General features: G+C 46.1%; 25 protein-coding genes and 2 tRNA genes. 23 read left to right on the top strand and 4 right to left on the bottom strand.

Annotated features, from left to right (window positions below; all coding sequences use genetic code 11):
• Positions 1-6: 6 nt before the first annotated feature.
• The 22 genes from sseD to ssaU all read left to right on the top strand — a co-directional run bounded on the left by sseD (position 7) and on the right by ssaU (position 15,029).
• On the top strand, positions 7-594 hold the full coding sequence (gene sseD / locus ACLJRS_RS03010; protein WP_000388323.1) for an SPI-2 type III secretion system translocon protein SseD: 588 nt from the start codon (positions 7-9) through the stop codon (positions 592-594).
• Between the two features lie 2 nt (positions 595-596).
• On the top strand, positions 597-1,013 hold the full coding sequence (gene sseE / locus ACLJRS_RS03015) for an LcrR family type III secretion system chaperone SseE (protein ID WP_000249606.1): 417 nt from the start codon (positions 597-599) through the stop codon (positions 1,011-1,013).
• A 51-nt stretch (positions 1,014-1,064) separates the two neighbouring features.
• Entirely contained in the window at positions 1,065-1,499 is a 435-nt protein-coding gene (sscB, locus tag ACLJRS_RS03020; RefSeq protein WP_000979963.1) for a SycD/LcrH family type III secretion system chaperone SscB, read from the top strand.
• A gap of 15 nt (positions 1,500-1,514) precedes the next feature.
• Entirely contained in the window at positions 1,515-2,297 is a 783-nt protein-coding gene (gene sseF / locus ACLJRS_RS03025) for a type III secretion systems effector SseF (RefSeq protein WP_000690717.1), read from the top strand.
• Positions 2,294-2,983: a pathogenicity island 2 effector protein SseG gene (gene sseG / locus ACLJRS_RS03030; protein ID WP_000805846.1), complete on the top strand. Its 690-nt coding sequence runs from the start codon at positions 2,294-2,296 to the stop codon at positions 2,981-2,983. Before sseF ends, sseG begins: the two co-directional genes overlap by 4 nt.
• A gap of 93 nt (positions 2,984-3,076) precedes the next feature.
• The gene (gene ssaG, locus ACLJRS_RS03035) at positions 3,077-3,292 is read left to right on the top strand and encodes a type III secretion system needle filament protein SsaG (protein WP_000350226.1); all 216 of its coding nucleotides are present in this window, start codon (positions 3,077-3,079) and stop codon (positions 3,290-3,292) included.
• Positions 3,270-3,560, top strand: a complete 291-nt coding sequence (locus ACLJRS_RS03040; protein WP_000444713.1) for an EscG/YscG/SsaH family type III secretion system needle protein co-chaperone — start codon at positions 3,270-3,272, stop codon at positions 3,558-3,560. The genes ssaG and ACLJRS_RS03040 overlap by 23 nt, the downstream gene beginning before the upstream one ends.
• Before the next feature lie 11 nt (positions 3,561-3,571).
• Positions 3,572-3,820 (top strand): SctI family type III secretion system inner rod subunit SsaI, encoded by a 249-nt coding sequence (ssaI, locus tag ACLJRS_RS03045; protein WP_001574409.1) that lies wholly within the window; start codon positions 3,572-3,574, stop codon positions 3,818-3,820.
• Positions 3,817-4,566 carry an SPI-2 type III secretion system apparatus lipoprotein SsaJ gene (gene ssaJ / locus ACLJRS_RS03050; protein ID WP_000862878.1) on the top strand — a complete coding sequence of 250 codons (750 nt, stop codon included), beginning with the start codon at positions 3,817-3,819 and terminating at the stop codon, positions 4,564-4,566. Before ssaI ends, ssaJ begins: the two co-directional genes overlap by 4 nt.
• Positions 4,567-4,583: 17 nt before the next feature.
• Positions 4,584-5,132: a type III secretion system domain-containing protein gene (locus ACLJRS_RS03055; RefSeq protein ID WP_001531605.1), complete on the top strand. Its 549-nt coding sequence runs from the start codon at positions 4,584-4,586 to the stop codon at positions 5,130-5,132.
• Positions 5,129-5,803: an SPI-2 type III secretion system apparatus protein SsaK gene (ssaK, locus tag ACLJRS_RS03060; protein ID WP_000011196.1), complete on the top strand. Its 675-nt coding sequence runs from the start codon at positions 5,129-5,131 to the stop codon at positions 5,801-5,803. The genes ACLJRS_RS03055 and ssaK overlap by 4 nt, the downstream gene beginning before the upstream one ends.
• On the top strand, positions 5,769-6,785 hold the full coding sequence (gene ssaL, locus ACLJRS_RS03065; RefSeq protein WP_000238880.1) for an SPI-2 type III secretion system apparatus protein SsaL: 1,017 nt from the start codon (positions 5,769-5,771) through the stop codon (positions 6,783-6,785). Before ssaK ends, ssaL begins: the two co-directional genes overlap by 35 nt.
• Before the next feature lie 57 nt (positions 6,786-6,842).
• Positions 6,843-7,211, top strand: coding sequence for an SPI-2 type III secretion system apparatus protein SsaM (gene ssaM, locus ACLJRS_RS03070; protein ID WP_000383702.1), 369 nt, complete (start codon positions 6,843-6,845; stop codon positions 7,209-7,211).
• Entirely contained in the window at positions 7,196-9,241 is a 2,046-nt protein-coding gene (ssaV, locus tag ACLJRS_RS03075) for an SPI-2 type III secretion system apparatus protein SsaV (RefSeq protein WP_001258231.1), read from the top strand. The genes ssaM and ssaV overlap by 16 nt, the downstream gene beginning before the upstream one ends.
• Entirely contained in the window at positions 9,231-10,532 is a 1,302-nt protein-coding gene (gene ssaN, locus ACLJRS_RS03080; protein WP_410957746.1) for a SctN family type III secretion system ATPase SsaN, read from the top strand. Before ssaV ends, ssaN begins: the two co-directional genes overlap by 11 nt.
• A 2-nt stretch (positions 10,533-10,534) precedes the next feature.
• Positions 10,535-10,912, top strand: coding sequence for an SPI-2 type III secretion system apparatus protein SsaO (gene ssaO, locus ACLJRS_RS03085; RefSeq protein WP_000449089.1), 378 nt, complete (start codon positions 10,535-10,537; stop codon positions 10,910-10,912).
• Positions 10,893-11,267: an SPI-2 type III secretion system apparatus protein SsaP gene (gene ssaP / locus ACLJRS_RS03090; RefSeq protein WP_001223304.1), complete on the top strand. Its 375-nt coding sequence runs from the start codon at positions 10,893-10,895 to the stop codon at positions 11,265-11,267. The genes ssaO and ssaP overlap by 20 nt, the downstream gene beginning before the upstream one ends.
• A complete protein-coding gene (gene ssaQ, locus ACLJRS_RS03095) occupies positions 11,248-12,216 on the top strand; it encodes an SPI-2 type III secretion system cytoplasmic ring protein SsaQ (RefSeq protein WP_000944184.1) in 969 nt (322 codons plus the stop codon). Before ssaP ends, ssaQ begins: the two co-directional genes overlap by 20 nt.
• 67 nt (positions 12,217-12,283) lie before the next feature.
• Entirely contained in the window at positions 12,284-12,931 is a 648-nt protein-coding gene (gene ssaR / locus ACLJRS_RS03100) for an SPI-2 type III secretion system export apparatus protein SsaR (RefSeq protein WP_000056368.1), read from the top strand.
• Positions 12,928-13,194: an SPI-2 type III secretion system apparatus protein SsaS gene (ssas, locus tag ACLJRS_RS03105; RefSeq protein ID WP_000999982.1), complete on the top strand. Its 267-nt coding sequence runs from the start codon at positions 12,928-12,930 to the stop codon at positions 13,192-13,194. Before ssaR ends, ssas begins: the two co-directional genes overlap by 4 nt.
• On the top strand, positions 13,195-13,974 hold the full coding sequence (ssaT, locus tag ACLJRS_RS03110) for an SPI-2 type III secretion system apparatus protein SsaT (protein WP_000068768.1): 780 nt from the start codon (positions 13,195-13,197) through the stop codon (positions 13,972-13,974). It abuts the gene before it with no gap.
• Positions 13,971-15,029, top strand: a complete 1,059-nt coding sequence (gene ssaU, locus ACLJRS_RS03115; protein ID WP_001291721.1) for an SPI-2 type III secretion system apparatus protein SsaU — start codon at positions 13,971-13,973, stop codon at positions 15,027-15,029. Before ssaT ends, ssaU begins: the two co-directional genes overlap by 4 nt.
• Positions 15,030-15,186: 157 nt before the next feature.
• Here ssaU and ACLJRS_RS03120 read toward each other — a convergent pair.
• The 3 genes from ACLJRS_RS03120 to mdtK all read right to left on the bottom strand — a co-directional run bounded on the left by ACLJRS_RS03120 (position 15,187) and on the right by mdtK (position 16,875).
• Positions 15,187-15,263: transfer RNA gene (locus ACLJRS_RS03120), tRNA-Val, on the bottom strand.
• A 10-nt stretch (positions 15,264-15,273) separates the two neighbouring features.
• A tRNA-Val gene (locus ACLJRS_RS03125) sits at positions 15,274-15,350 on the bottom strand.
• 151 nt (positions 15,351-15,501) lie between these two features.
• Entirely contained in the window at positions 15,502-16,875 is a 1,374-nt protein-coding gene (gene mdtK / locus ACLJRS_RS03130; RefSeq protein WP_001175078.1) for a multidrug efflux MATE transporter MdtK, read from the bottom strand.
• 216 nt (positions 16,876-17,091) lie between these two features.
• Between mdtK and ACLJRS_RS03135 the strand changes: the two genes are divergently transcribed.
• Positions 17,092-17,733 carry a riboflavin synthase gene (locus ACLJRS_RS03135; protein WP_000493972.1) on the top strand — a complete coding sequence of 214 codons (642 nt, stop codon included), beginning with the start codon at positions 17,092-17,094 and terminating at the stop codon, positions 17,731-17,733.
• Between the two features lie 41 nt (positions 17,734-17,774).
• On the opposite strand, the gene cfa is transcribed toward ACLJRS_RS03135, so the two are convergent.
• Positions 17,775-18,923 (bottom strand): cyclopropane fatty acyl phospholipid synthase, encoded by a 1,149-nt coding sequence (gene cfa / locus ACLJRS_RS03140; RefSeq protein WP_000098878.1) that lies wholly within the window; start codon positions 18,921-18,923, stop codon positions 17,775-17,777.
• Positions 18,924-18,997: the final 74 nt, after the last annotated feature.

The raw sequence follows: 18,997 nt of genomic DNA on the forward strand, positions 1-18,997 counted from the left end.
AAAAATATGGAAGCGAGTAACGTAGCACTGGTATTACCAGCGCCTTCCTTGTTAACACCTTCTTCCACTCCATCTCCCTCCGGGGAGGGAATGGGTACTGAATCAATGCTTCTGTTATTTGATGATATCTGGATGAAGCTAATGGAGCTTGCCAAAAAGCTGCGCGATATCATGCGCAGCTATAACGTAGAAAAACAACGGCTGGCCTGGGAACTGCAAGTCAATGTTTTACAGACGCAAATGAAAACAATTGATGAAGCGTTTAGAGCATCAATGATTACTGCGGGTGGCGCAATGTTGTCGGGTGTACTGACGATAGGATTAGGGGCCGTAGGCGGGGAAACCGGTCTTATAGCGGGTCAAGCCGTAGGCCACACAGCTGGGGGCGTCATGGGCCTGGGGGCTGGTGTAGCGCAACGTCAAAGTGATCAAGATAAAGCGATTGCCGACCTGCAACAAAATGGGGCCCAATCTTATAATAAATCCCTGACGGAAATTATGGAGAAAGCAACTGAAATTATGCAGCAAATCATCGGCGTGGGGTCGTCACTGGTCACGGTTCTTGCTGAAATACTCCGGGCATTAACGAGGTAAACATGGTGCAAGAAATAGAGCAATGGTTACGTCGGCATCAGGTGTTTACTGAGCCTGCATATTTAGGGGAGACCGCCATATTACTTGGGCAGCAGTTTATATTATCGCCTTACCTGGTGATCTATCGTATTGAGGCAAAAGAAATGATTATTTGTGAGTTCAGGCGCCTGACGCCCGGGCAACCTCGACCACAGCAATTGTTTCACTTACTGGGACTTTTACGCGGGATATTTGTGCATCACCCGCAGTTAACATGTTTAAAGATGTTGATAATCACCGACGTTCTGGATGAAAAAAAAGCCATGCTACGCAGGAAATTATTGCGCATCCTGACAGTAATGGGAGCGACCTTTACACAGCTTGATGGCGATAACTGGACAGTTTTATCCGCCGAGCATCTTATCCAGCGACGTTTTTAAATGACCTTCCTGACGTAAATCATTATCACGTGAAAATAACAATCAATAGGTATGATGATGAAAGAAGATCAGAAAAATAAAATACCCGAAGACATTCTGAAACAGCTATTATCCGTTGATCCGGAAACCGTTTATGCCAGTGGTTACGCCTCATGGCAGGAGGGGGATTATTCGCGCGCCGTAATCGATTTTAGTTGGCTGGTGATGGCCCAGCCATGGAGTTGGCGTGCCCATATTGCATTGGCTGGCACCTGGATGATGCTTAAAGAATACACGACGGCCATTAATTTCTATGGACATGCCTTGATGCTGGATGCCAGCCATCCAGAACCGGTTTACCAAACGGGCGTCTGTCTCAAAATGATGGGGGAACCCGGGTTGGCGAGAGAGGCTTTTCAAACCGCAATCAAGATGAGTTATGCGGATGCCTCATGGAGTGAGATTCGCCAGAATGCGCAAATAATGGTTGATACTCTTATTGCTTAAATAACAGAACGAAATATGAAAATTCATATTCCGTCAGCGGCAAGTAATATAGTCGATGGTAATAGTCCTCCTTCCGATATACAAGCGAAGGAGGTATCGTTTCCTCCCCCTGAAATTCCAGCGCCTGGCACCCCCGCAGCCCCTGTGCTGCTTACGCCTGAACAAATAAGGCAGCAGAGGGATTATGCTATACATTTTATGCAATACACTATTCGTGCGCTGGGTGCGACAGTCGTGTTTGGGTTATCGGTTGCTGCAGCGGTAATTTCTGGCGGGGCAGGATTACCCATTGCTATTCTTGCGGGGGCGGCGCTCGTGATTGCTATTGGGGATGCTTGCTGTGCGTATCATAATTATCAATCGATATGTCAGCAAAAGGAGCCATTACAAACCGCCAGTGATAGCGTTGCTCTTGTGGTCAGTGCGCTGGCCTTAAAATGTGGGGCAAGTCTTAACTGCGCTAACACCCTTGCTAATTGTCTTTCTTTATTAATACGTTCAGGAATCGCTATTTCTATGTTGGTTTTACCCCTACAGTTTCCACTGCCCGCGGCTGAAAATATTGCGGCCTCTTTGGACATGGGGAGTGTAATTACCTCCGTTAGCCTGACGGCGATAGGTGCGGTACTGGATTATTGCCTTGCCCGCCCCTCTGGCGACGATCAGGAAAATTCTGTTGATGAACTTCATGCCGATCCCAGTGCGTTATTGGCGGAACAAATGGCAGCGCTCTGTCAATCTGCTACTGCACCTGCATTAATGGACAGTTCTGGTCATACATCTCGGGGAGAACCATGAAACCTGTTAGCCCAAATGCTCAGGTAGGAGGGCAACGTCCTGTTAACGCGCCTGAGGAATCACCTCCATGTCCCTCATTGCCACATCCGGAAACCAATATGGAGAGTGGTAGAATAGGTCCTCAACAAGGAAAAGAGCGGTTATTGGCCGGACTTGCGAAACGAGTGATAGAGTGTTTTCCAAAAGAAATTTTTAGTTGGCAAACGGTTATTTTGGGCGGACAGATTTTATGCTGTTCCGCTGGAATAGCATTAACAGTGCTAAGTGGTGGAGGCGCGCCGCTCGTAGCCCTGGCAGGGATTGGCCTTGCTATTGCCATCGCGGATGTCGCCTGTCTTATCTACCATCATAAACATCATTTGCCTATGGCTCACGACAGTATAGGCAATGCCGTTTTTTATATTGCTAATTGTTTCGCCAATCAACGCAAAAGTATGGCGATTGCTAAAGCCGTCTCCCTGGGCGGTAGATTAGCCTTAACCGCGACGGTAATGACTCATTCATACTGGAGTGGTAGTTTGGGACTACAGCCTCATTTATTAGAGCGTCTTAATGATATTACCTATGGACTAATGAGTTTTACTCGCTTCGGTATGGATGGGATGGCAATGACCGGTATGCAGGTCAGCAGCCCATTATATCGTTTGCTGGCTCAGGTAACGCCAGAACAACGTGCGCCGGAGTAATCGTTTTCAGGTATATACCGGATGTTCATTGCTTTCTAAATTTTGCTATGTTGCCAGTATCCTTACGATGTATTTATTTTAAGGAAAAGCATTATGGATATTGCACAATTAGTGGATATGCTCTCCCACATGGCGCACCAGGCAGGCCAGGCCATTAATGACAAAATGAATGGTAATGATTTGCTCAACCCAGAATCGATGATTAAAGCGCAATTTGCCTTACAGCAGTATTCTACATTTATTAATTACGAAAGTTCACTGATCAAAATGATCAAGGATATGCTTAGTGGAATCATTGCTAAAATCTGAAGTTATTAGCGACGATGTTCGACGGTTGCTGCTGGAAATCATGTTTGCGGGCGTTAACCATAGCCTGATTTCCCAGGTACATGCGATGTTACCAGCGCTAACGGTTATTGTTCCGGATAAAAAATTACAGTTGGTATGTCTGGCATTATTGTTGGCGGGTTTAAATGAGCCGCTAAAAGCCGCGAAAATTTTATCGGATATAGATTTGCCAGAGGCTATGGCGCTGCGTCTGTTATTTCCTGCACCAAATGAGGGGTTTGAAAATTGAATATTTCTGATATGAGCGTAGTGCCTGTAAGCACTCAATCTTATGTAAAGTCCTCTGCAGAACCGAGCCAGGAGCAAATTAATTTTTTTGAACAATTGCTGAAAGATGAAGCATCCACCAGTAACGCCAGTGCTTTATTACCGCAGGTTATGTTGACCAGACAAATGGATTATATGCAGTTAACGGTAGGCGTCGATTATCTTGCCAGAATATCAGGCGCAGCATCGCAAGCGCTTAATAAGCTGGATAACATGGCATGAAGGTTCATCGTATAGTATTTCTTACTGTCCTTACGTTCTTTCTTACGGCATGTGATGTGGATCTTTATCGCTCATTGCCAGAAGATGAGGCGAATCAAATGCTGGCATTACTTATGCAGCATCATATTGATGCGGAAAAAAAACAGGAAGAGGATGGTGTAACCTTACGTGTCGAGCAGTCGCAGTTTATTAATGCGGTTGAGCTACTTAGACTTAACGGTTATCCGCATAGGCAGTTTACAACGGCGGATAAGATGTTTCCGGCTAATCAGTTAGTGGTATCACCCCAGGAAGAACAGCAGAAGATTAATTTTTTAAAAGAACAAAGAATTGAAGGAATGCTGAGTCAGATGGAGGGCGTGATTAATGCAAAAGTGACCATTGCGCTACCGACTTATGATGAGGGAAGTAACGCTTCTCCGAGCTCAGTTGCCGTATTTATAAAATATTCACCTCAGGTCAATATGGAGGCCTTTCGGGTAAAAATTAAAGATTTAATAGAGATGTCAATCCCTGGGTTGCAATACAGTAAGATTAGTATCTTGATGCAGCCTGCTGAATTCAGAATGGTACCTGATGTACCCGCGAGACAAACATTCTGGATTATGGACGTGATCAACGCCAATAAAGGGAAGGTGGAGAAGTGGTTGATGAAATACCCTTATCAGTTGATGTTATCGTTGACAGGACTGTTATTAGGAGTGGGCATCCTGATCGGCTATTTTTGCCTGAGACGCCGTTTTTGAGCCGACCTGATCCCGAGGTGTTGCAACTTTATCGTTATTTCTGGCAACCTGCTCGTTACGCTGTACCGGAATGGCTGGATAAGCTGGGTTTTCATCCTTCAAACTGCTGGCGTTATGGCGATCGGCCCGAGTTGGATCGTCTTCTTGACAGAGCGTTAAATAGACTAAGAGGAAGCTCTGTTATTCCAGCCTGTTTAAATGACAGGCAAAAACGGCAGGTTCGTCTTGCGCCGCGTATATCGGCATTTGCCTTTGGGCTGGGATTATTCAAACTCAGGTGTAGTGACTATTTTATGCTACCAGAGTATCGGCAATTGCTTCTACAGTGGTTTAGCGAGGATGAGATCTGGCAGCTATATGGTTGGTTGGGGCAAAGAGATGGCAAATTACTTCCTCCGCAAGTGATGCAACAAACTGCATTGCAGATCGGTACCGCCATTCTTAATCGGGAAGCGCATGACGATGCGGTTTTACATGCGCTATTAGTATTATTACCCCCTCCGCAGCGTATACTTTGGCCGAAGACTTCTCTTACCGAGATTATCTTCATGGAGCATTTGCTATGAGTTTTACTTCACTTCCTCTGACGGAAATTAACCATAAGCTACCCGCTCGAAATATTATTGAGTCACAGTGGATAGCATTACAATTAACTTTATTTGCGCAAGAGCAACAAGCTAAGAGAGTTTCACATGCTATTGTGAGCTCCGCTTACCGTAAGGCTGAAAAAATCATCCGAGACGCCTATCGTTATCAGCGTGAACAGAAAGTTGAGCAGCAACAAGAACTAGCGTGCTTGCGTAAAAATACGCTGGAAAAAATGGAAGTGGAATGGCTGGAACAGCATGTAAAACATTTACAAGAAGATGAAAATCAATTTCGTTCATTGGTCGATCACGCAGCGCATCATATTAAAAATAGTATAGAACAGGTTCTGTTGGCCTGGTTCGACCAACAGTCGGTAGACAGTGTTATGTGCCATCGTCTGGCACGCCAGGCCACGGCTATGGCGGAAGAGGGAGCGCTTTATTTGCGTATTCATCCTGAAAAAGAGGCATTGATGCGAGAAACTTTTGGCAAGCGGTTTACGTTGATTATCGAGCCTGGTTTCTCTCCCGATCAGGCTGAACTTTCCTCAACACGATATGCCGTTGAATTTTCACTTTCTCGTCATTTCAACGCGTTACTGAAATGGTTACGTAATGGTGAAGATAAAAGAGGTAGCGATGAATATTAAAATTAATGAGATAAAAATGACGCCCCCTACAGCATTTACCCCTGGCCAGGTTATAGAGGAACAAGAGGTTATTTCGCCTTCAATGTTAGCTCTCCAGGAGTTACAGGAAACGACGGGGGCAGCGCTCTATGAGACGATGGAAGAAATAGGAATGGCGCTGAGTGGTAAACTGCGCGAAAGTAATAAATTCACTGATGCTGAGAAACTGGAGCGCAGGCAGCAGGCTTTGCTGCGTTTGATAAAACAAATACAGGAGGATAATGGGGCAGCGTTGCGTCCGCTTACCGAAGAGAATAGTGATCCTGATTTACAGAATGCGTATCAAATTATCGCTCTTGCAATGGCGCTTACTGCCGGCGGGTTGTCAAAAAAGAAAAAACGCGATTTGCAATCGCAACTGGATACGCTTACAGCGGAGGAGGGATGGGAACTTGCCGTTTTTAGTTTACTGGAACTTGGCGAAGTGGATACCGCTACGCTGTCCTCTCTGAAACGTTTTATGCAACAGGCGATAGACAACGATGAAATGCCCTTATCGCAGTGGTTCAGACGCGTGGCAGACTGGCCGGATCGCTGTGAACGGGTCCGTATTTTGCTAAGAGCCATAGCCTTTGAACTTAGCATATGCATCGAACCTTCGGAGCAAAGTCGTTTGGCCGCAGCATTAGTACGTTTGCGTCGTTTGCTGTTATTCCTTGGCCTTGAAAAAGAGTGCCAGCGTGAGGAGTGGATTTGCCAGTTGCCGCCTAATACATTACTGCCGCTACTACTCGATATCATTTGTGAGCGCTGGCTTTTCAGTGATTGGTTGCTTGATAGACTTACCGCTATAGTTTCTTCATCGAAGATGTTCAATCGGTTACTCCAACAACTTGATGCGCAGTTTATGCTGATACCCGATAACTGTTTTAACGACGAAGATCAACGTGAACAAATTCTCGAAACGCTTCGTGAAGTAAAGATAAATCAGGTTTTATTCTGATACCTGGCTTTCAATATTTAGGTAAATTGGCTTTCTGGCTCATCATGAGGCGTCAGGATGGATTGGGATCTCATTACTGAACGTAATATTCAGCTTTTTATTCAATTAGCAGGATTAGCTGAACGGCCTTTAGCAACCAATATGTTCTGGCGGCAAGGACAATATGAAACCTATCTAAACTATCATAACGGTCGTATTCACTTATGTCAGATACTCAAGCAAACCTTCTTAGACGAAGAACTGCTTTTTAAAGCGTTGGCTAACTGGAAACCCGCAGCGTTCCAGGGTATTCCTCAACGATTATTTTTGTTGCGCGATGGGCTTGCAATGAGTTGTTCTCCACCTCTTTCCAGCTCCGCCGAGCTCTGGTTACGATTACATCATCGACAAATAAAATTTCTGGAGTCGCAATGCGTTCATGGTTAGGTGAGGGAGTCAGGGCGCAACAGTGGCTCAGTGTATGCGCGGGTCGGCAGGATATGGTTCTGGCGACGGTGTTATTAATCGCTATTGTGATGATGCTGTTACCTTTGCCGACCTGGATGGTTGATATCCTGATTACTATCAACCTTATGTTTTCAGTGATCCTGCTCTTAATTGCTATTTATCTTAGTGACCCTCTCGATTTATCGGTATTTCCGTCTTTATTACTTATTACTACATTATATCGTTTGTCACTCACAATCAGCACATCACGGCTGGTACTGTTACAACATAATGCCGGTAATATTGTGGATGCTTTCGGTAAGTTTGTCGTAGGAGGAAATCTCACCGTTGGGTTGGTCGTATTTACCATCATTACTATCGTGCAGTTTATTGTCATTACAAAAGGTATCGAGAGGGTGGCGGAAGTTAGCGCACGTTTCTCGCTTGATGGGATGCCAGGCAAACAAATGAGTATCGATGGCGATTTGCGTGCCGGAGTTATCGATGCAGACCATGCCCGTACATTAAGACAGCATGTCCAGCAGGAAAGCCGCTTTCTCGGTGCGATGGACGGTGCGATGAAATTTGTTAAAGGCGATACGATTGCCGGTATTATTGTTGTTCTGGTGAACATTATCGGCGGTATCATTATCGCTATCGTACAATATGATATGTCGATGAGTGAGGCTGTTCACACTTATAGCGTACTGTCAATCGGAGATGGTTTATGTGGGCAAATTCCATCGCTGCTGATTTCCCTTAGCGCGGGAATTATTGTCACCCGTGTCCCGGGTGAGAAACGCCAGAACCTGGCGACAGAGTTGAGTTCTCAAATTGCCAGACAACCTCAGTCGCTCATATTAACCGCTGTGGTTTTAATGCTCCTCGCTTTAATTCCTGGCTTTCCTTTTATCACTCTCGCTTTCTTTTCAGCGTTGTTAGCATTGCCAATTATCCTCATTCGCCGCAAAAAGTCTGTGGTTTCCGCAAATGGCGTCGAAGCACCGGAAAAAGATAGTATGGTTCCCGGCGCATGTCCTCTAATCTTACGTCTTAGCCCGACGTTACATTCTGCCGACCTGATTCGTGATATTGACGCCATGAGATGGTTTTTATTTGAGGATACCGGCGTCCCTCTCCCTGAGGTGAATATTGAGGTTTTGCCTGAACCCACCGAAAAATTGACGGTACTGCTATATCAGGAACCCGTATTTAGTTTATCTATTCCCGCTCAGGCGGATTATTTATTGATAGGCGCGGACGCTAGTGTGGTGGGTGACAGCCAGACGTTACCGAACGGGATGGGGCAGATCTGTTGGCTTACAAAAGACATGGCCCATAAGGCGCAAGGTTTTGGACTGGACGTTTTCGCGGGCAGCCAACGTATCTCTGCCTTATTAAAATGTGTCCTGCTTCGGCATATGGGAGAGTTTATTGGTGTTCAGGAAACGCGTTATCTAATGAATGCGATGGAAAAAAACTACTCTGAGCTGGTGAAAGAGCTTCAGCGCCAGTTACCCATTAATAAAATCGCTGAAACTTTGCAACGGCTTGTATCAGAGCGGGTTTCTATTAGAGATTTACGTCTTATTTTCGGCACCTTAATTGACTGGGCGCCACGTGAAAAAGATGTCCTGATGTTGACAGAATATGTCCGTATCGCGCTTCGCCGTCATATTCTGCGTCGTCTTAATCCGGAAGGAAAACCGCTGCCGATTTTGCGGATCGGCGAAGGTATTGAGAACCTCGTGCGTGAATCCATTCGCCAGACGGCAATGGGGACCTATACTGCGCTGTCGTCTCGTCATAAGACGCAGATCCTGCAACTTATCGAGCAGGCGCTGAAGCAGTCAGCCAAATTATTCATTGTCACTTCTGTCGACACCCGACGTTTCTTGCGAAAAATTACAGAAGCCACCTTGTTCGACGTACCGATTTTGTCATGGCAGGAATTAGGAGAGGAGAGCCTTATACAAGTGGTAGAAAGTATTGACCTTAGCGAAGAGGAGTTGGCGGACAATGAAGAATGAATTGATGCAACGTCTGAGGCTGAAATATCCGCCCCCCGATGGTTATTGTCGATGGGGCCGAATTCAGGATGTCAGCGCAACGTTGTTAAATGCGTGGTTGCCTGGGGTATTTATGGGCGAGTTGTGCTGTATAAAGCCTGGAGAAGAACTTGCTGAAGTCGTGGGGATTAATGGCAGTAAAGCTTTGCTATCTCCTTTTACGAGTACTATCGGACTTCACTGCGGGCAGCAAGTGATGGCCTTAAGGCGACGCCATCAGGTTCCTGTGGGCGAAGCGTTATTAGGGCGAGTCATTGATGGTTTTGGTCGTCCCCTTGATGGCCGCGAACTGCCCGACGTCTGCTGGAAAGACTATGATGCAATGCCTCCTTCCGCAATGGTTCGACAGCCTATCACTCAACCATTAATGACGGGGATTCGCGCTATTGATAGCGTTGCGACCTGTGGCGAAGGGCAACGAGTGGGTATTTTTTCTGCTCCTGGCGTGGGCAAAAGCACGCTTCTGGCGATGCTGTGTAATGCGCCAGACGCAGACAGCAATGTTCTGGTGTTAATTGGTGAACGTGGACGAGAAGTCCGCGAGTTCATCGATTTTACACTGTCTGAAGAGACCCGAAAACGTTGTGTCATTGTTGTCGCAACCTCTGACAGACCCGCCTTAGAGCGCGTGAGGGCGCTGTTTGTGGCCACCACGATAGCAGAATTTTTTCGCGATAATGGAAAGCGAGTCGTCTTGCTTGCCGACTCACTGACGCGTTATGCCAGGGCCGCACGGGAAATCGCTCTGGCCGCCGGAGAGACCGCGGTTTCTGGAGAATATCCGCCAGGCGTATTTAGTGCATTGCCACGACTTTTAGAACGTACAGGAATGGGGGAAAAAGGCAGTATTACCGCATTTTATACGGTACTGGTGGAAGGCGATGATATGAATGAGCCGTTGGCGGATGAAGTCCGTTCACTACTTGATGGACATATTGTGCTATCCCGGCGGCTTGCAGAGAGGGGGCATTATCCTGCCATTGACGTGTTGGCAACGCTCAGCCGCGTTTTTCCAGTCGTTACCAGCCATGAGCATCGTCAACTGGCGGCGATATTGCGACGGTGCCTGGCGCTTTACCAGGAGGTTGAACTATTAATACGCATTGGGGAATACCAGCGAGGAGTTGATACAGATACTGACAAAGCCATTGATACCTATCCGGATATTTGCACATTTTTGCGACAAAGTAAGGATGAAGTATGCGGACCCGAGCTACTCATAGAAAAATTACACCAAATACTCACCGAGTGATCATGGAAACTTTGCTGGAGATAATCGCGCGGCGTGAAAAGCAATTACGCGGCAAACTTACCGTACTTGATCAGCAGCAACAGGCGATTATTACGGAACAGCAGATTTGCCAGACGCGCGCTTTAGCAGTGTCTACCAGACTGAAAGAATTAATGGGCTGGCAAGGTACGTTATCTTGTCATTTATTGTTGGATAAGAAACAACAAATGGCCGGGTTATTCACTCAGGCGCAGAGCTTTTTGACGCAACGGCAGCAGTTAGAGAATCAGTATCAGCAGCTTGTCTCCCGGCGAAGCGAATTACAGAAGAATTTTAATGCGCTTATGAAAAAGAAAGAAAAAATTACTATGGTATTAAGCGATGCGTATTACCAAAGTTGAGGGAAGTCTTGGGTTGCCATGCCAGTCTTATCAGGATGATAACGAGGCGGAGGCGGAACGTATGGACTTTGAACAACTCATGCACCAGGCATTACCCATTGGTGAGAATAATCCTCCTGCAGCATTGAATAAGAACGTGGTTTTCACGCAACGTTATCGTGTTAGTGGCGGTTATCTTGACGGTGTAGAGTGTGAAGTCTGTGAATCAGGGGGGCTAATTCAGTTAAGAATCAATGTCCCTCATCATGAAATTTACCGTTCGATGAAAGCGCTAAAGCAGTGGCTGGAGTCTCAGTTGCTGCATATGGGGTATATAATTTCCCTGGAGATATTCTATGTTAAGAATAGCGAATGAAGAGCGTCCGTGGATGGAGATGCTTCCAACGCAAGGCGCTACCATTGGTGAGCTGACATTGAGTATGCAACAATATCCAGTACAGCAAGGGACATTATTTACCATAAATTATCATAATGAGCTGGGTAGGGTGTGGATTGCAGAACAATGCTGGCAGCGCTGGTGTGAAGGGTTAATTGGCACCGCTAATCGATCGGTTATCGATCCTGAATTGCTATATGGAATAGCTGAATGGGGGCTGGCGCCGTTATTGCAAGCCAGTGATGCAACCCTCTGTCAGAACGAACCGCCAACATCCTGCAGTAATCTACCACATCAGCTAGCGTTGCATATTAAATGGACAGTTGAAGAACATGAGTTCCATAGCATTATTTTTACATGGCCAACGGGTTTTTTGCGCAATATAGTCGGAGAGCTTTCTGCTGAGCGACAACAGATTTATCCTGCCCCTCCTGTAGTAGTCCCTGTATATTTAGGCTGGTGCCAGCTTACGTTAATTGAACTTGAGTCTATCGAAATCGGCATGGGCGTTCGGATTCATTGCTTTGGCGACATCAGACTCGGTTTTTTTGCTATTCAACTACCTGGGGGGATCTACGCGAGGGTGTTGCTGACAGAGGATAACACGATGAAATTTGATGAATTAGTCCAGGATATCGAAACGCTACTTGCGTCAGGGAGTCCAATGTCAAAGAGTGACGGAACATCTTCAGTAGAACTTGAGCAGATACCACAACAGGTGCTCTTTGAGATCGGACGTGCGAGTCTGGAAATTGGACAATTACGACAACTTAAAACGGGGGACGTTTTGCCTGTAGGTGGATGTTTTGCGCCAGAGGTGACGATAAGAGTAAATGACCGTATTATTGGGCAAGGTGAGTTGATTGCCTGTGGCAATGAATTTATGGTGCGTATTACACGTTGGTATCTTTGCAAAAATACAGCGTAAACCTGATAAGAAAAATAATATGCGAACAATATAATAGCGTTCCAGGTCGTGTCATGAGGGATACAGTATGTCTTTACCCGATTCGCCTTTGCAACTGATTGGTATATTGTTTCTGCTTTCAATACTGCCTCTCATTATCGTCATGGGAACCTCTTTCCTTAAACTGGCGGTGGTATTTTCGATTTTACGAAATGCTCTGGGTATTCAACAAGTTCCCCCAAATATCGCACTGTATGGCCTCGCGCTTGTACTTTCCTTATTCATTATGGGGCCGACGCTATTAGCTGTAAAAGAGCGCTGGCATCCGGTTCAGGTCGCTGGCGCTCCTTTCTGGACGTCTGAGTGGGACAGTAAAGCATTAGCGCCTTATCGACAGTTTTTGCAAAAAAACTCTGAAGAGAAGGAAGCCAATTATTTTCGGAGTTTGATAAAACGAACCTGGCCTGAAGACATAAAAAGAAAGATAAAACCTGATTCTTTGCTCATATTAATTCCGGCATTTACGGTGAGTCAGTTGACGCAGGCATTTCGGATTGGATTACTTATTTATCTTCCCTTTCTGGCTATTGACCTGCTTATTTCAAATATACTGCTGGCTATGGGGATGATGATGGTATCGCCAATGACCATTTCATTACCGTTTAAGCTGCTAATATTTTTACTGGCAGGCGGTTGGGATCTGACACTGGCGCAATTGGTACAGAGCTTTTCATGAATGATTCTGAATTGACGCAATTTGTAACGCAACTTTTATGGATCGTCCTTTTTACGTCTATGCCGGTGGTGTTGGTGGCATCGGTAGTTGGTGTCATCGTAAGCCTTGTTCAGGCCTTGACTCAAATACAGGACCAAACGCTACAGTTCATGATTAAATTATTGGCAATTGCAATAACCTTAATGGTCAGCTACCCATGGCTTAGCGGTATCCTGTTGAATTATACCCGGCAGATAATGTTACGAATTGGAGAGCATGGTTGAATGGCACAACAGGTAAATGAGTGGCTTATTGCATTGGCTGTGGCTTTTATTCGACCATTGAGCCTCTCTTTATTACTTCCCCTATTAAAAAGTGGCAGTTTAGGGTCCGCGATTTTACGTAATGGCGTACTTATGTCACTTACCTTTCCCATATTACCAATCATTTACCAGCAGAAGATTATGATGCATATTGGTAAAGATTACAGCTGGTTAGGGTTAGTCACCGGAGAGGTGATTATTGGTTTTTTAATTGGGTTTTGTGCGGCGGTTCCCTTTTGGGCCGTTGATATGGCGGGGTTTCTGCTTGATACTTTACGTGGCGCGACAATGGGTACGATATTCAATTCTACAATAGAAGCTGAAACCTCACTTTTTGGCTTGCTTTTCAGCCAGTTCTTGTGTGTTATTTTCTTTATAAGCGGCGGCATGGAGTTTATATTAAACATTCTGTATGAGTCATATCAATATTTACCACCAGGGCGTACTTTATTATTTGACCGGCAATTTTTAAAATATATCCAGGCAGAGTGGAGAACGCTTTATCAATTATGCATCAGCTTCTCTCTTCCTGCCATAATATGTATGGTATTAGCCGATCTGGCTTTAGGTCTTTTAAATCGGTCGGCACAACAATTGAATGTGTTTTTCTTCTCAATGCCGCTCAAAAGTATATTGGTTCTACTGACGCTCCTGATCTCATTCCCTTATGCTCTTCATCACTATTTGGTTGAAAGCGATAAATTTTATATTTATCTAAAAGACTGGTTTCCATCTGTATGAGCGAGAAAACAGAACAGCCTACAGAAAAGAAATTACGTGATGGCCGTAAGGAAGGGCAGGTTGTCAAAAGTATTGAAATAACATCATTATTTCAGCTGATTGCGCTTTATTTGTATTTTCATTTCTTTACTGAAAAGATGATTTTGATACTGATTGAGTCAATAACTTTCACATTACAATTAGTAAATAAACCATTTTCTTATGCATTAACGCAATTGAGCCATGTTTTAATAGAGTCATTGGCTTCTGTACTGCTGTTTCTGGGCGCTGGGGTAATAGTTGCTACTGTGGGTAGCGTGTTTCTTCAGGTGGGGGTGGTTATTGCCAGCAAGGCCATAGGTTTTAAAAGCGAGCATATAAATCCGGTAAGTAATTTTAAGCAGATATTCTCTTTACATAGCGTAGTAGAATTATGTAAATCCAGCCTAAAAGTTATCATGTTATCTCTTATCTTTGCCTTTTTCTTTTATTATTATGCCAGTACTTTTCGGGCGCTACCGTACTGTGGGTTAGCCTGTGGCGTGCTTGTGGTTTCTTCTTTAATAAAATGGTTATGGGTAGGGGTGATGGCTTTTTATATCGTCGTTGGCATACTGGACTATTCTTTTCAATATTATAAGATTAGAAAAGATCTAAAAATGAGTAAAGATGACGTAAAACAAGAGCATAAAGATCTGGAGGGCGACCCTCAAATGAAGACACGGCGTCGGGAAATGCAGAGTGAAATACAAAGTGGGAGTTTAGCTCAATCTGTTAAACAATCTGTTGCGGTAGTGCGTAACCCAACGCATATTGCGGTTTGTCTTGGCTATCATCCCACCGATATGCCAATACCACGCGTCCTGGAAAAAGGCAGTGATGCTCAAGCTAACTATATTGTTAACATCGCTGAACGCAACTGCATCCCCGTTGTTGAAAATGTTGAGCTGGCCCGCTCATTATTTTTTGAAGTGGAACGCGGAGATAAAATTCCTGAAACGTTATTTGAACCCGTTGCAGCCTTGTTACGTATGGTGATGAAGATAGATTATGCGCATTCTACCGAAACACCATAAATGCTTTTGGTATGCTTCTTCAGGCCACTGCGAAGGTTAAGAGGGTAATAGCGTATAGAGCAGTGCTTGACGATAAAGGTGAGAGACTGAAAATAATCGCTTTTAGCCTGGCACAAGCACCAGATAGCGTATTATAAAATTAAACAAGATAATGGATTGGTGCGTCTGAATGGACTCGAACCATCGACCCCCACCATGTCAAGGTGGTGCTCTAACCAACTGAGCTACAGACGCATTAAAATGATGGTGCGTTCAATTGGACTCGAACCAACGACCCCCACCATGTCAAGGTGGTGCTCTAACCAACTGAGCTATGAACGCAACGTTGTAGGTGACAACGGGGACGAATATTAGCGTCACAACTGCAATGAGGCAAGAGGGAAATCGCAATTTTCTTCCTGAAATCACCTGATTGCGGTGGAAATATGCAACATGTCGAGAAAATAGCCGCCATGCGACGGCTATCGTCGTATTATCGCGCAGCACGCTGCAAAATGATGGCGGACGGCTGACGTTGTAGATAGCGCATCCGTAGCATCATTAACACCGCCGCCGAGGTCAGGCCGATGATGAACCCCATCCAGAAGCCCGCCGGTCCCATACGATCCACCACCAAATCCGTTAACGCCAGGATATAACCGCTGGGTAAACCTAACACCCAGTAGGCGGTAAAGGTGATAAAAAAGATGGAACGCGTATCTTTATAACCGCGCAGAATACCGCTGCCGATAACCTGTATAGAGTCGGAAATCTGGTAAACCGCAGCGAGCAGCATTAATTGCGCGGCAAGCGCCACGACCTCAGGGTTGTCATTGTAGAGCAAAGCAATATGCTTACGCAGAGTAACGGTAAAAATAGCGGTAACCACAGCCATACAAATGCCGACGCCTAAACCGGTACGCGCTGCGGTTTGCGCACCCAGCGTTGAGCCCTGGCCCAGACGATAACCCACTCGAATCGTTACCGCCGCAGCCAGCGACATCGGCAGTACGAACATCAGCGAGCTAAAGTTAAGCGCAATCTGATGACCGGCGACATCCACAATACCTAATGGCGAAACCAGCAGCGCAACGACCGCAAATAACGTCACTTCAAAGAACAGCGCCAGCGCAATCGGCAACCCCAGTTGAATCAGGCGCTTCATGACGACGCTATCAGGTTTGCCAAAGCCTTTTTCATTACGAATATCACGCATTGAACGCGCGTGTTTAATGTAAGAAAGCATGGCGATAAACATCACCCAATAGACCGCCGCAGTCGCAACGCCGCAGCCGATACCGCCGAGTTCCGGCATACCAAAATGGCCATAGATAAAAATATAGTTCACCGGAATATTCACCAGCAGGCCCAAAAATCCCATCACCATACCCGGTTTGGTTTTGGCCAGACCTTCGCACTGGTTTCGCGCTACCTGAAAGAAAAGGTATCCTGGCGCGCCCCACAGCAGCGCGCGAAGATAACCCACGGCTTTATCGGCCAGCGCCGGATCAATATTATGCATAGAGCGGATAATGTATCCGGCATTCCACAGGACGATCATCACCAGCACGGAGACAAAGCCCGCCAGCCAGAACCCTTGTCGAACCTGATGCGCGATACGCTCACGACGGCCGGAGCCATTGAGTTGCGCAATCACAGGCGTCAAGGCCAGCAGTAAGCCGTGACCAAACAAAATGGCGGGAAGCCAGATAGAGGTGCCGATAGCGACGGCAGCCATGTCCGTAGCGCTATAGCCTCCCGCCATGACGGTATCGACGAATCCCATTGCGGTCTGTGCCACTTGCGCAAGGATCACCGGTATCGCTAACGCTAATAACTGACGCGCTTCACTGGTATACTTCTGCACGTATTCACCTTTTATTTTGTTGTTATATGAAAGACTAAAAAGCCGCCGTAGTGGCAGCCAAAAGAAATAGCAGGGGAAATTTCAGTCTATTGTAGCGGGGTATTACTATTTCTCCAGCGAAAAAACAGTTGTTAACGGCGCATTGCTGGCAAGCTGTTTTTCCACCTGCTATTGTGCTGAACAGTTCTGCTTTTATTTATTTCAGGAGTTGAAGATATGTTTACGGGGATCGTACAGGGTACCGCGAAACTGGTATCGATTGATGAAAAACCCAACTTTCGCACCCATGTGGTGACGTTACCGGACTACATGCTGGAGGGGCTGGAGACGGGGGCGTCGGTAGCGCATAACGGATGCTGTTTGACGGTGACTGAAATAAACGGCAACCAGATAAGTTTTGATCTGATGAAAGAAACGTTGCGCATCACCAATCTGGGCGCGTTGAGGGTAGGTGATGAGGTCAACGTAGAGCGCGCCGCCAAATTCAGCGATGAAATCGGTGGTCATCTGATGTCGGGGCATATTATTACGACGGCGGAGATCGCGAAAATCCTGACCTCCGAAAATAACCATCAGGTGTGGTTTAAAGTGCAGGATGCGTCCCTGATGAAGTATATCCTGTACAAAGGCTTTATCGGCGTTGACGGTATCAGTTTGACCGTCGGCGAGGTAACGCCAACGCGCTTCTGCGTGCATCTCATTCCGGAAACGCTGGAACGTACTACGCTTGGCAGAAAAAAACTGGGTGAGCGTGTGAATATCGAGATCGATCCGCAAACGCAGGCGGTTGTCGATACCGTAGAACGCGTACTGGCTACACGAGAAAATGCGGTCAGAAATCAGGCCGACATTGGCTAACGGAAAATAAGATTCCCCCGCATGAAATGCGGGGGAGATGATTAGCGAGGAACGCGCAGACCGTTTTCAACGCCGCGCGTAAATACCACCTGCCAAAGCTGAATATCACGCGCGCGAAACGCACCCGCGCAGGCGTTGAGATAATAGCTGAACATACGTTTAAAGCGCTCGTTATAATTGCCCGCAATCTCTGGCCAGGCATTGATAAAGCGCTCGTGCCACGCCATCAGAGTCGTGTCATAGTCGGCGCCAAAGTTATGCCAGTCTTCCATTACAAAGTGTGATTCGCTGGCCTCGGCGATTTGACGAACAGACGGCAAGCAACCGTTGGGGAAAATATACTTATTGATCCACGGATCGACATTATGATCGGTTTTTTTAGAACCAATAGTATGGAGCAGGAAAAGACCATCCGGTTTTAAATTCCTGTCAACAACGTCAAAATAGGTGTTGTAGTTTTTTGGCCCGACATGTTCGAACATGCCGACAGAGACGATTCGGTCAAACTGATCGTTAAGGTCGCGATAATCTTCCAGGAGAATGGAGACATCCAGACCTTCGCAACGCGTCTGCGCCATTTTTTGTTGTTCAGCGGAGATCGTTACGCCCACCACGCTAACGCCATAATGGGTCGCCATATATTGCGACAGGCCGCCCCAGCCGCAGCCGATATCCAGCACACGCATCCCCGGTTGTAGCTGTAGCTTTTCGCAAATTAATTTCAGCTTGGCTTGCTGTGCCGCTTCCAGCGTATCGGCATCTTTCCAGTAGGCGCAAGAATATTGCATATAGGGATCGAGCATACGGGAAAAAAGGTCATTACCAAGATCGTAATGTTCCTTGCCGACAATCCAGGCGCGTTTTTTACTTTGTAGATTAATCAGACGCGCGCCGAGGATACGGAGCGTATCTTTAACATGGTGGGGGAGTTGATTTTCAAGACCGGCACGTAAGACTTTGCTGAAGAAAATATCCAGACGCTCGCATTCCCACCAGCCATCCATGTAACTCTCACCTAACCCCAACGATCCTTCCTGAAGGACGCGTTTAAAAAAATCGGGATTCTTAACACGAATGTCAGACGGGGCGGAACCATTAATTGTAATATCCGCGCGACTTAACAATTCGTTGGCGATTCGGTACCAGTTATCATCCGGTACGCTGACTTCTTCTATACACGATGAACTCATAGTTTCTCCATCACTGGACGGTGATCAGAACCTTAAAACAGCGTAGACGCTTTTTTGGCTTTGTGAGAAATCCC

This window comes from Salmonella sp. SAL00670 (genome assembly GCF_046552235.1).
GTDB lineage: Bacteria > Pseudomonadota > Gammaproteobacteria > Enterobacterales > Enterobacteriaceae > Salmonella > Salmonella enterica.

Coding starts and splice junctions, on each gene's coding strand:
- sscB (WP_000979963.1), top strand. CDS start 1,065: ATGATGATGAAAGAAGATCAGAAAAATAAAATACCCGAAGACATTCTG.
- ssas (WP_000999982.1), top strand. CDS start 12,928: ATGAATGATTCTGAATTGACGCAATTTGTAACGCAACTTTTATGGATC.
- ssaP (WP_001223304.1), top strand. CDS start 10,893: ATGCGTATTACCAAAGTTGAGGGAAGTCTTGGGTTGCCATGCCAGTCT.
- ssaM (WP_000383702.1), top strand. CDS start 6,843: ATGGATTGGGATCTCATTACTGAACGTAATATTCAGCTTTTTATTCAA.
- ssaV (WP_001258231.1), top strand. CDS start 7,196: ATGCGTTCATGGTTAGGTGAGGGAGTCAGGGCGCAACAGTGGCTCAGT.
- sseD (WP_000388323.1), top strand. CDS start 7: ATGGAAGCGAGTAACGTAGCACTGGTATTACCAGCGCCTTCCTTGTTA.
- sseF (WP_000690717.1), top strand. CDS start 1,515: ATGAAAATTCATATTCCGTCAGCGGCAAGTAATATAGTCGATGGTAAT.
- cfa (WP_000098878.1), bottom strand. CDS start 18,923: ATGAGTTCATCGTGTATAGAAGAAGTCAGCGTACCGGATGATAACTGG.
- ssaN (WP_410957746.1), top strand. CDS start 9,231: ATGAAGAATGAATTGATGCAACGTCTGAGGCTGAAATATCCGCCCCCC.
- ssaT (WP_000068768.1), top strand. CDS start 13,195: ATGGCACAACAGGTAAATGAGTGGCTTATTGCATTGGCTGTGGCTTTT.
- ACLJRS_RS03135 (WP_000493972.1), top strand. CDS start 17,092: ATGTTTACGGGGATCGTACAGGGTACCGCGAAACTGGTATCGATTGAT.
- sseG (WP_000805846.1), top strand. CDS start 2,294: ATGAAACCTGTTAGCCCAAATGCTCAGGTAGGAGGGCAACGTCCTGTT.
- ssaL (WP_000238880.1), top strand. CDS start 5,769: ATGGTGAAGATAAAAGAGGTAGCGATGAATATTAAAATTAATGAGATA.
- ssaQ (WP_000944184.1), top strand. CDS start 11,248: ATGTTAAGAATAGCGAATGAAGAGCGTCCGTGGATGGAGATGCTTCCA.
- ssaJ (WP_000862878.1), top strand. CDS start 3,817: ATGAAGGTTCATCGTATAGTATTTCTTACTGTCCTTACGTTCTTTCTT.
- sseE (WP_000249606.1), top strand. CDS start 597: ATGGTGCAAGAAATAGAGCAATGGTTACGTCGGCATCAGGTGTTTACT.
- ssaG (WP_000350226.1), top strand. CDS start 3,077: ATGGATATTGCACAATTAGTGGATATGCTCTCCCACATGGCGCACCAG.
- ssaK (WP_000011196.1), top strand. CDS start 5,129: ATGAGTTTTACTTCACTTCCTCTGACGGAAATTAACCATAAGCTACCC.
- ssaI (WP_001574409.1), top strand. CDS start 3,572: ATGAGCGTAGTGCCTGTAAGCACTCAATCTTATGTAAAGTCCTCTGCA.
- ssaU (WP_001291721.1), top strand. CDS start 13,971: ATGAGCGAGAAAACAGAACAGCCTACAGAAAAGAAATTACGTGATGGC.
- ssaR (WP_000056368.1), top strand. CDS start 12,284: ATGTCTTTACCCGATTCGCCTTTGCAACTGATTGGTATATTGTTTCTG.
- ssaO (WP_000449089.1), top strand. CDS start 10,535: ATGGAAACTTTGCTGGAGATAATCGCGCGGCGTGAAAAGCAATTACGC.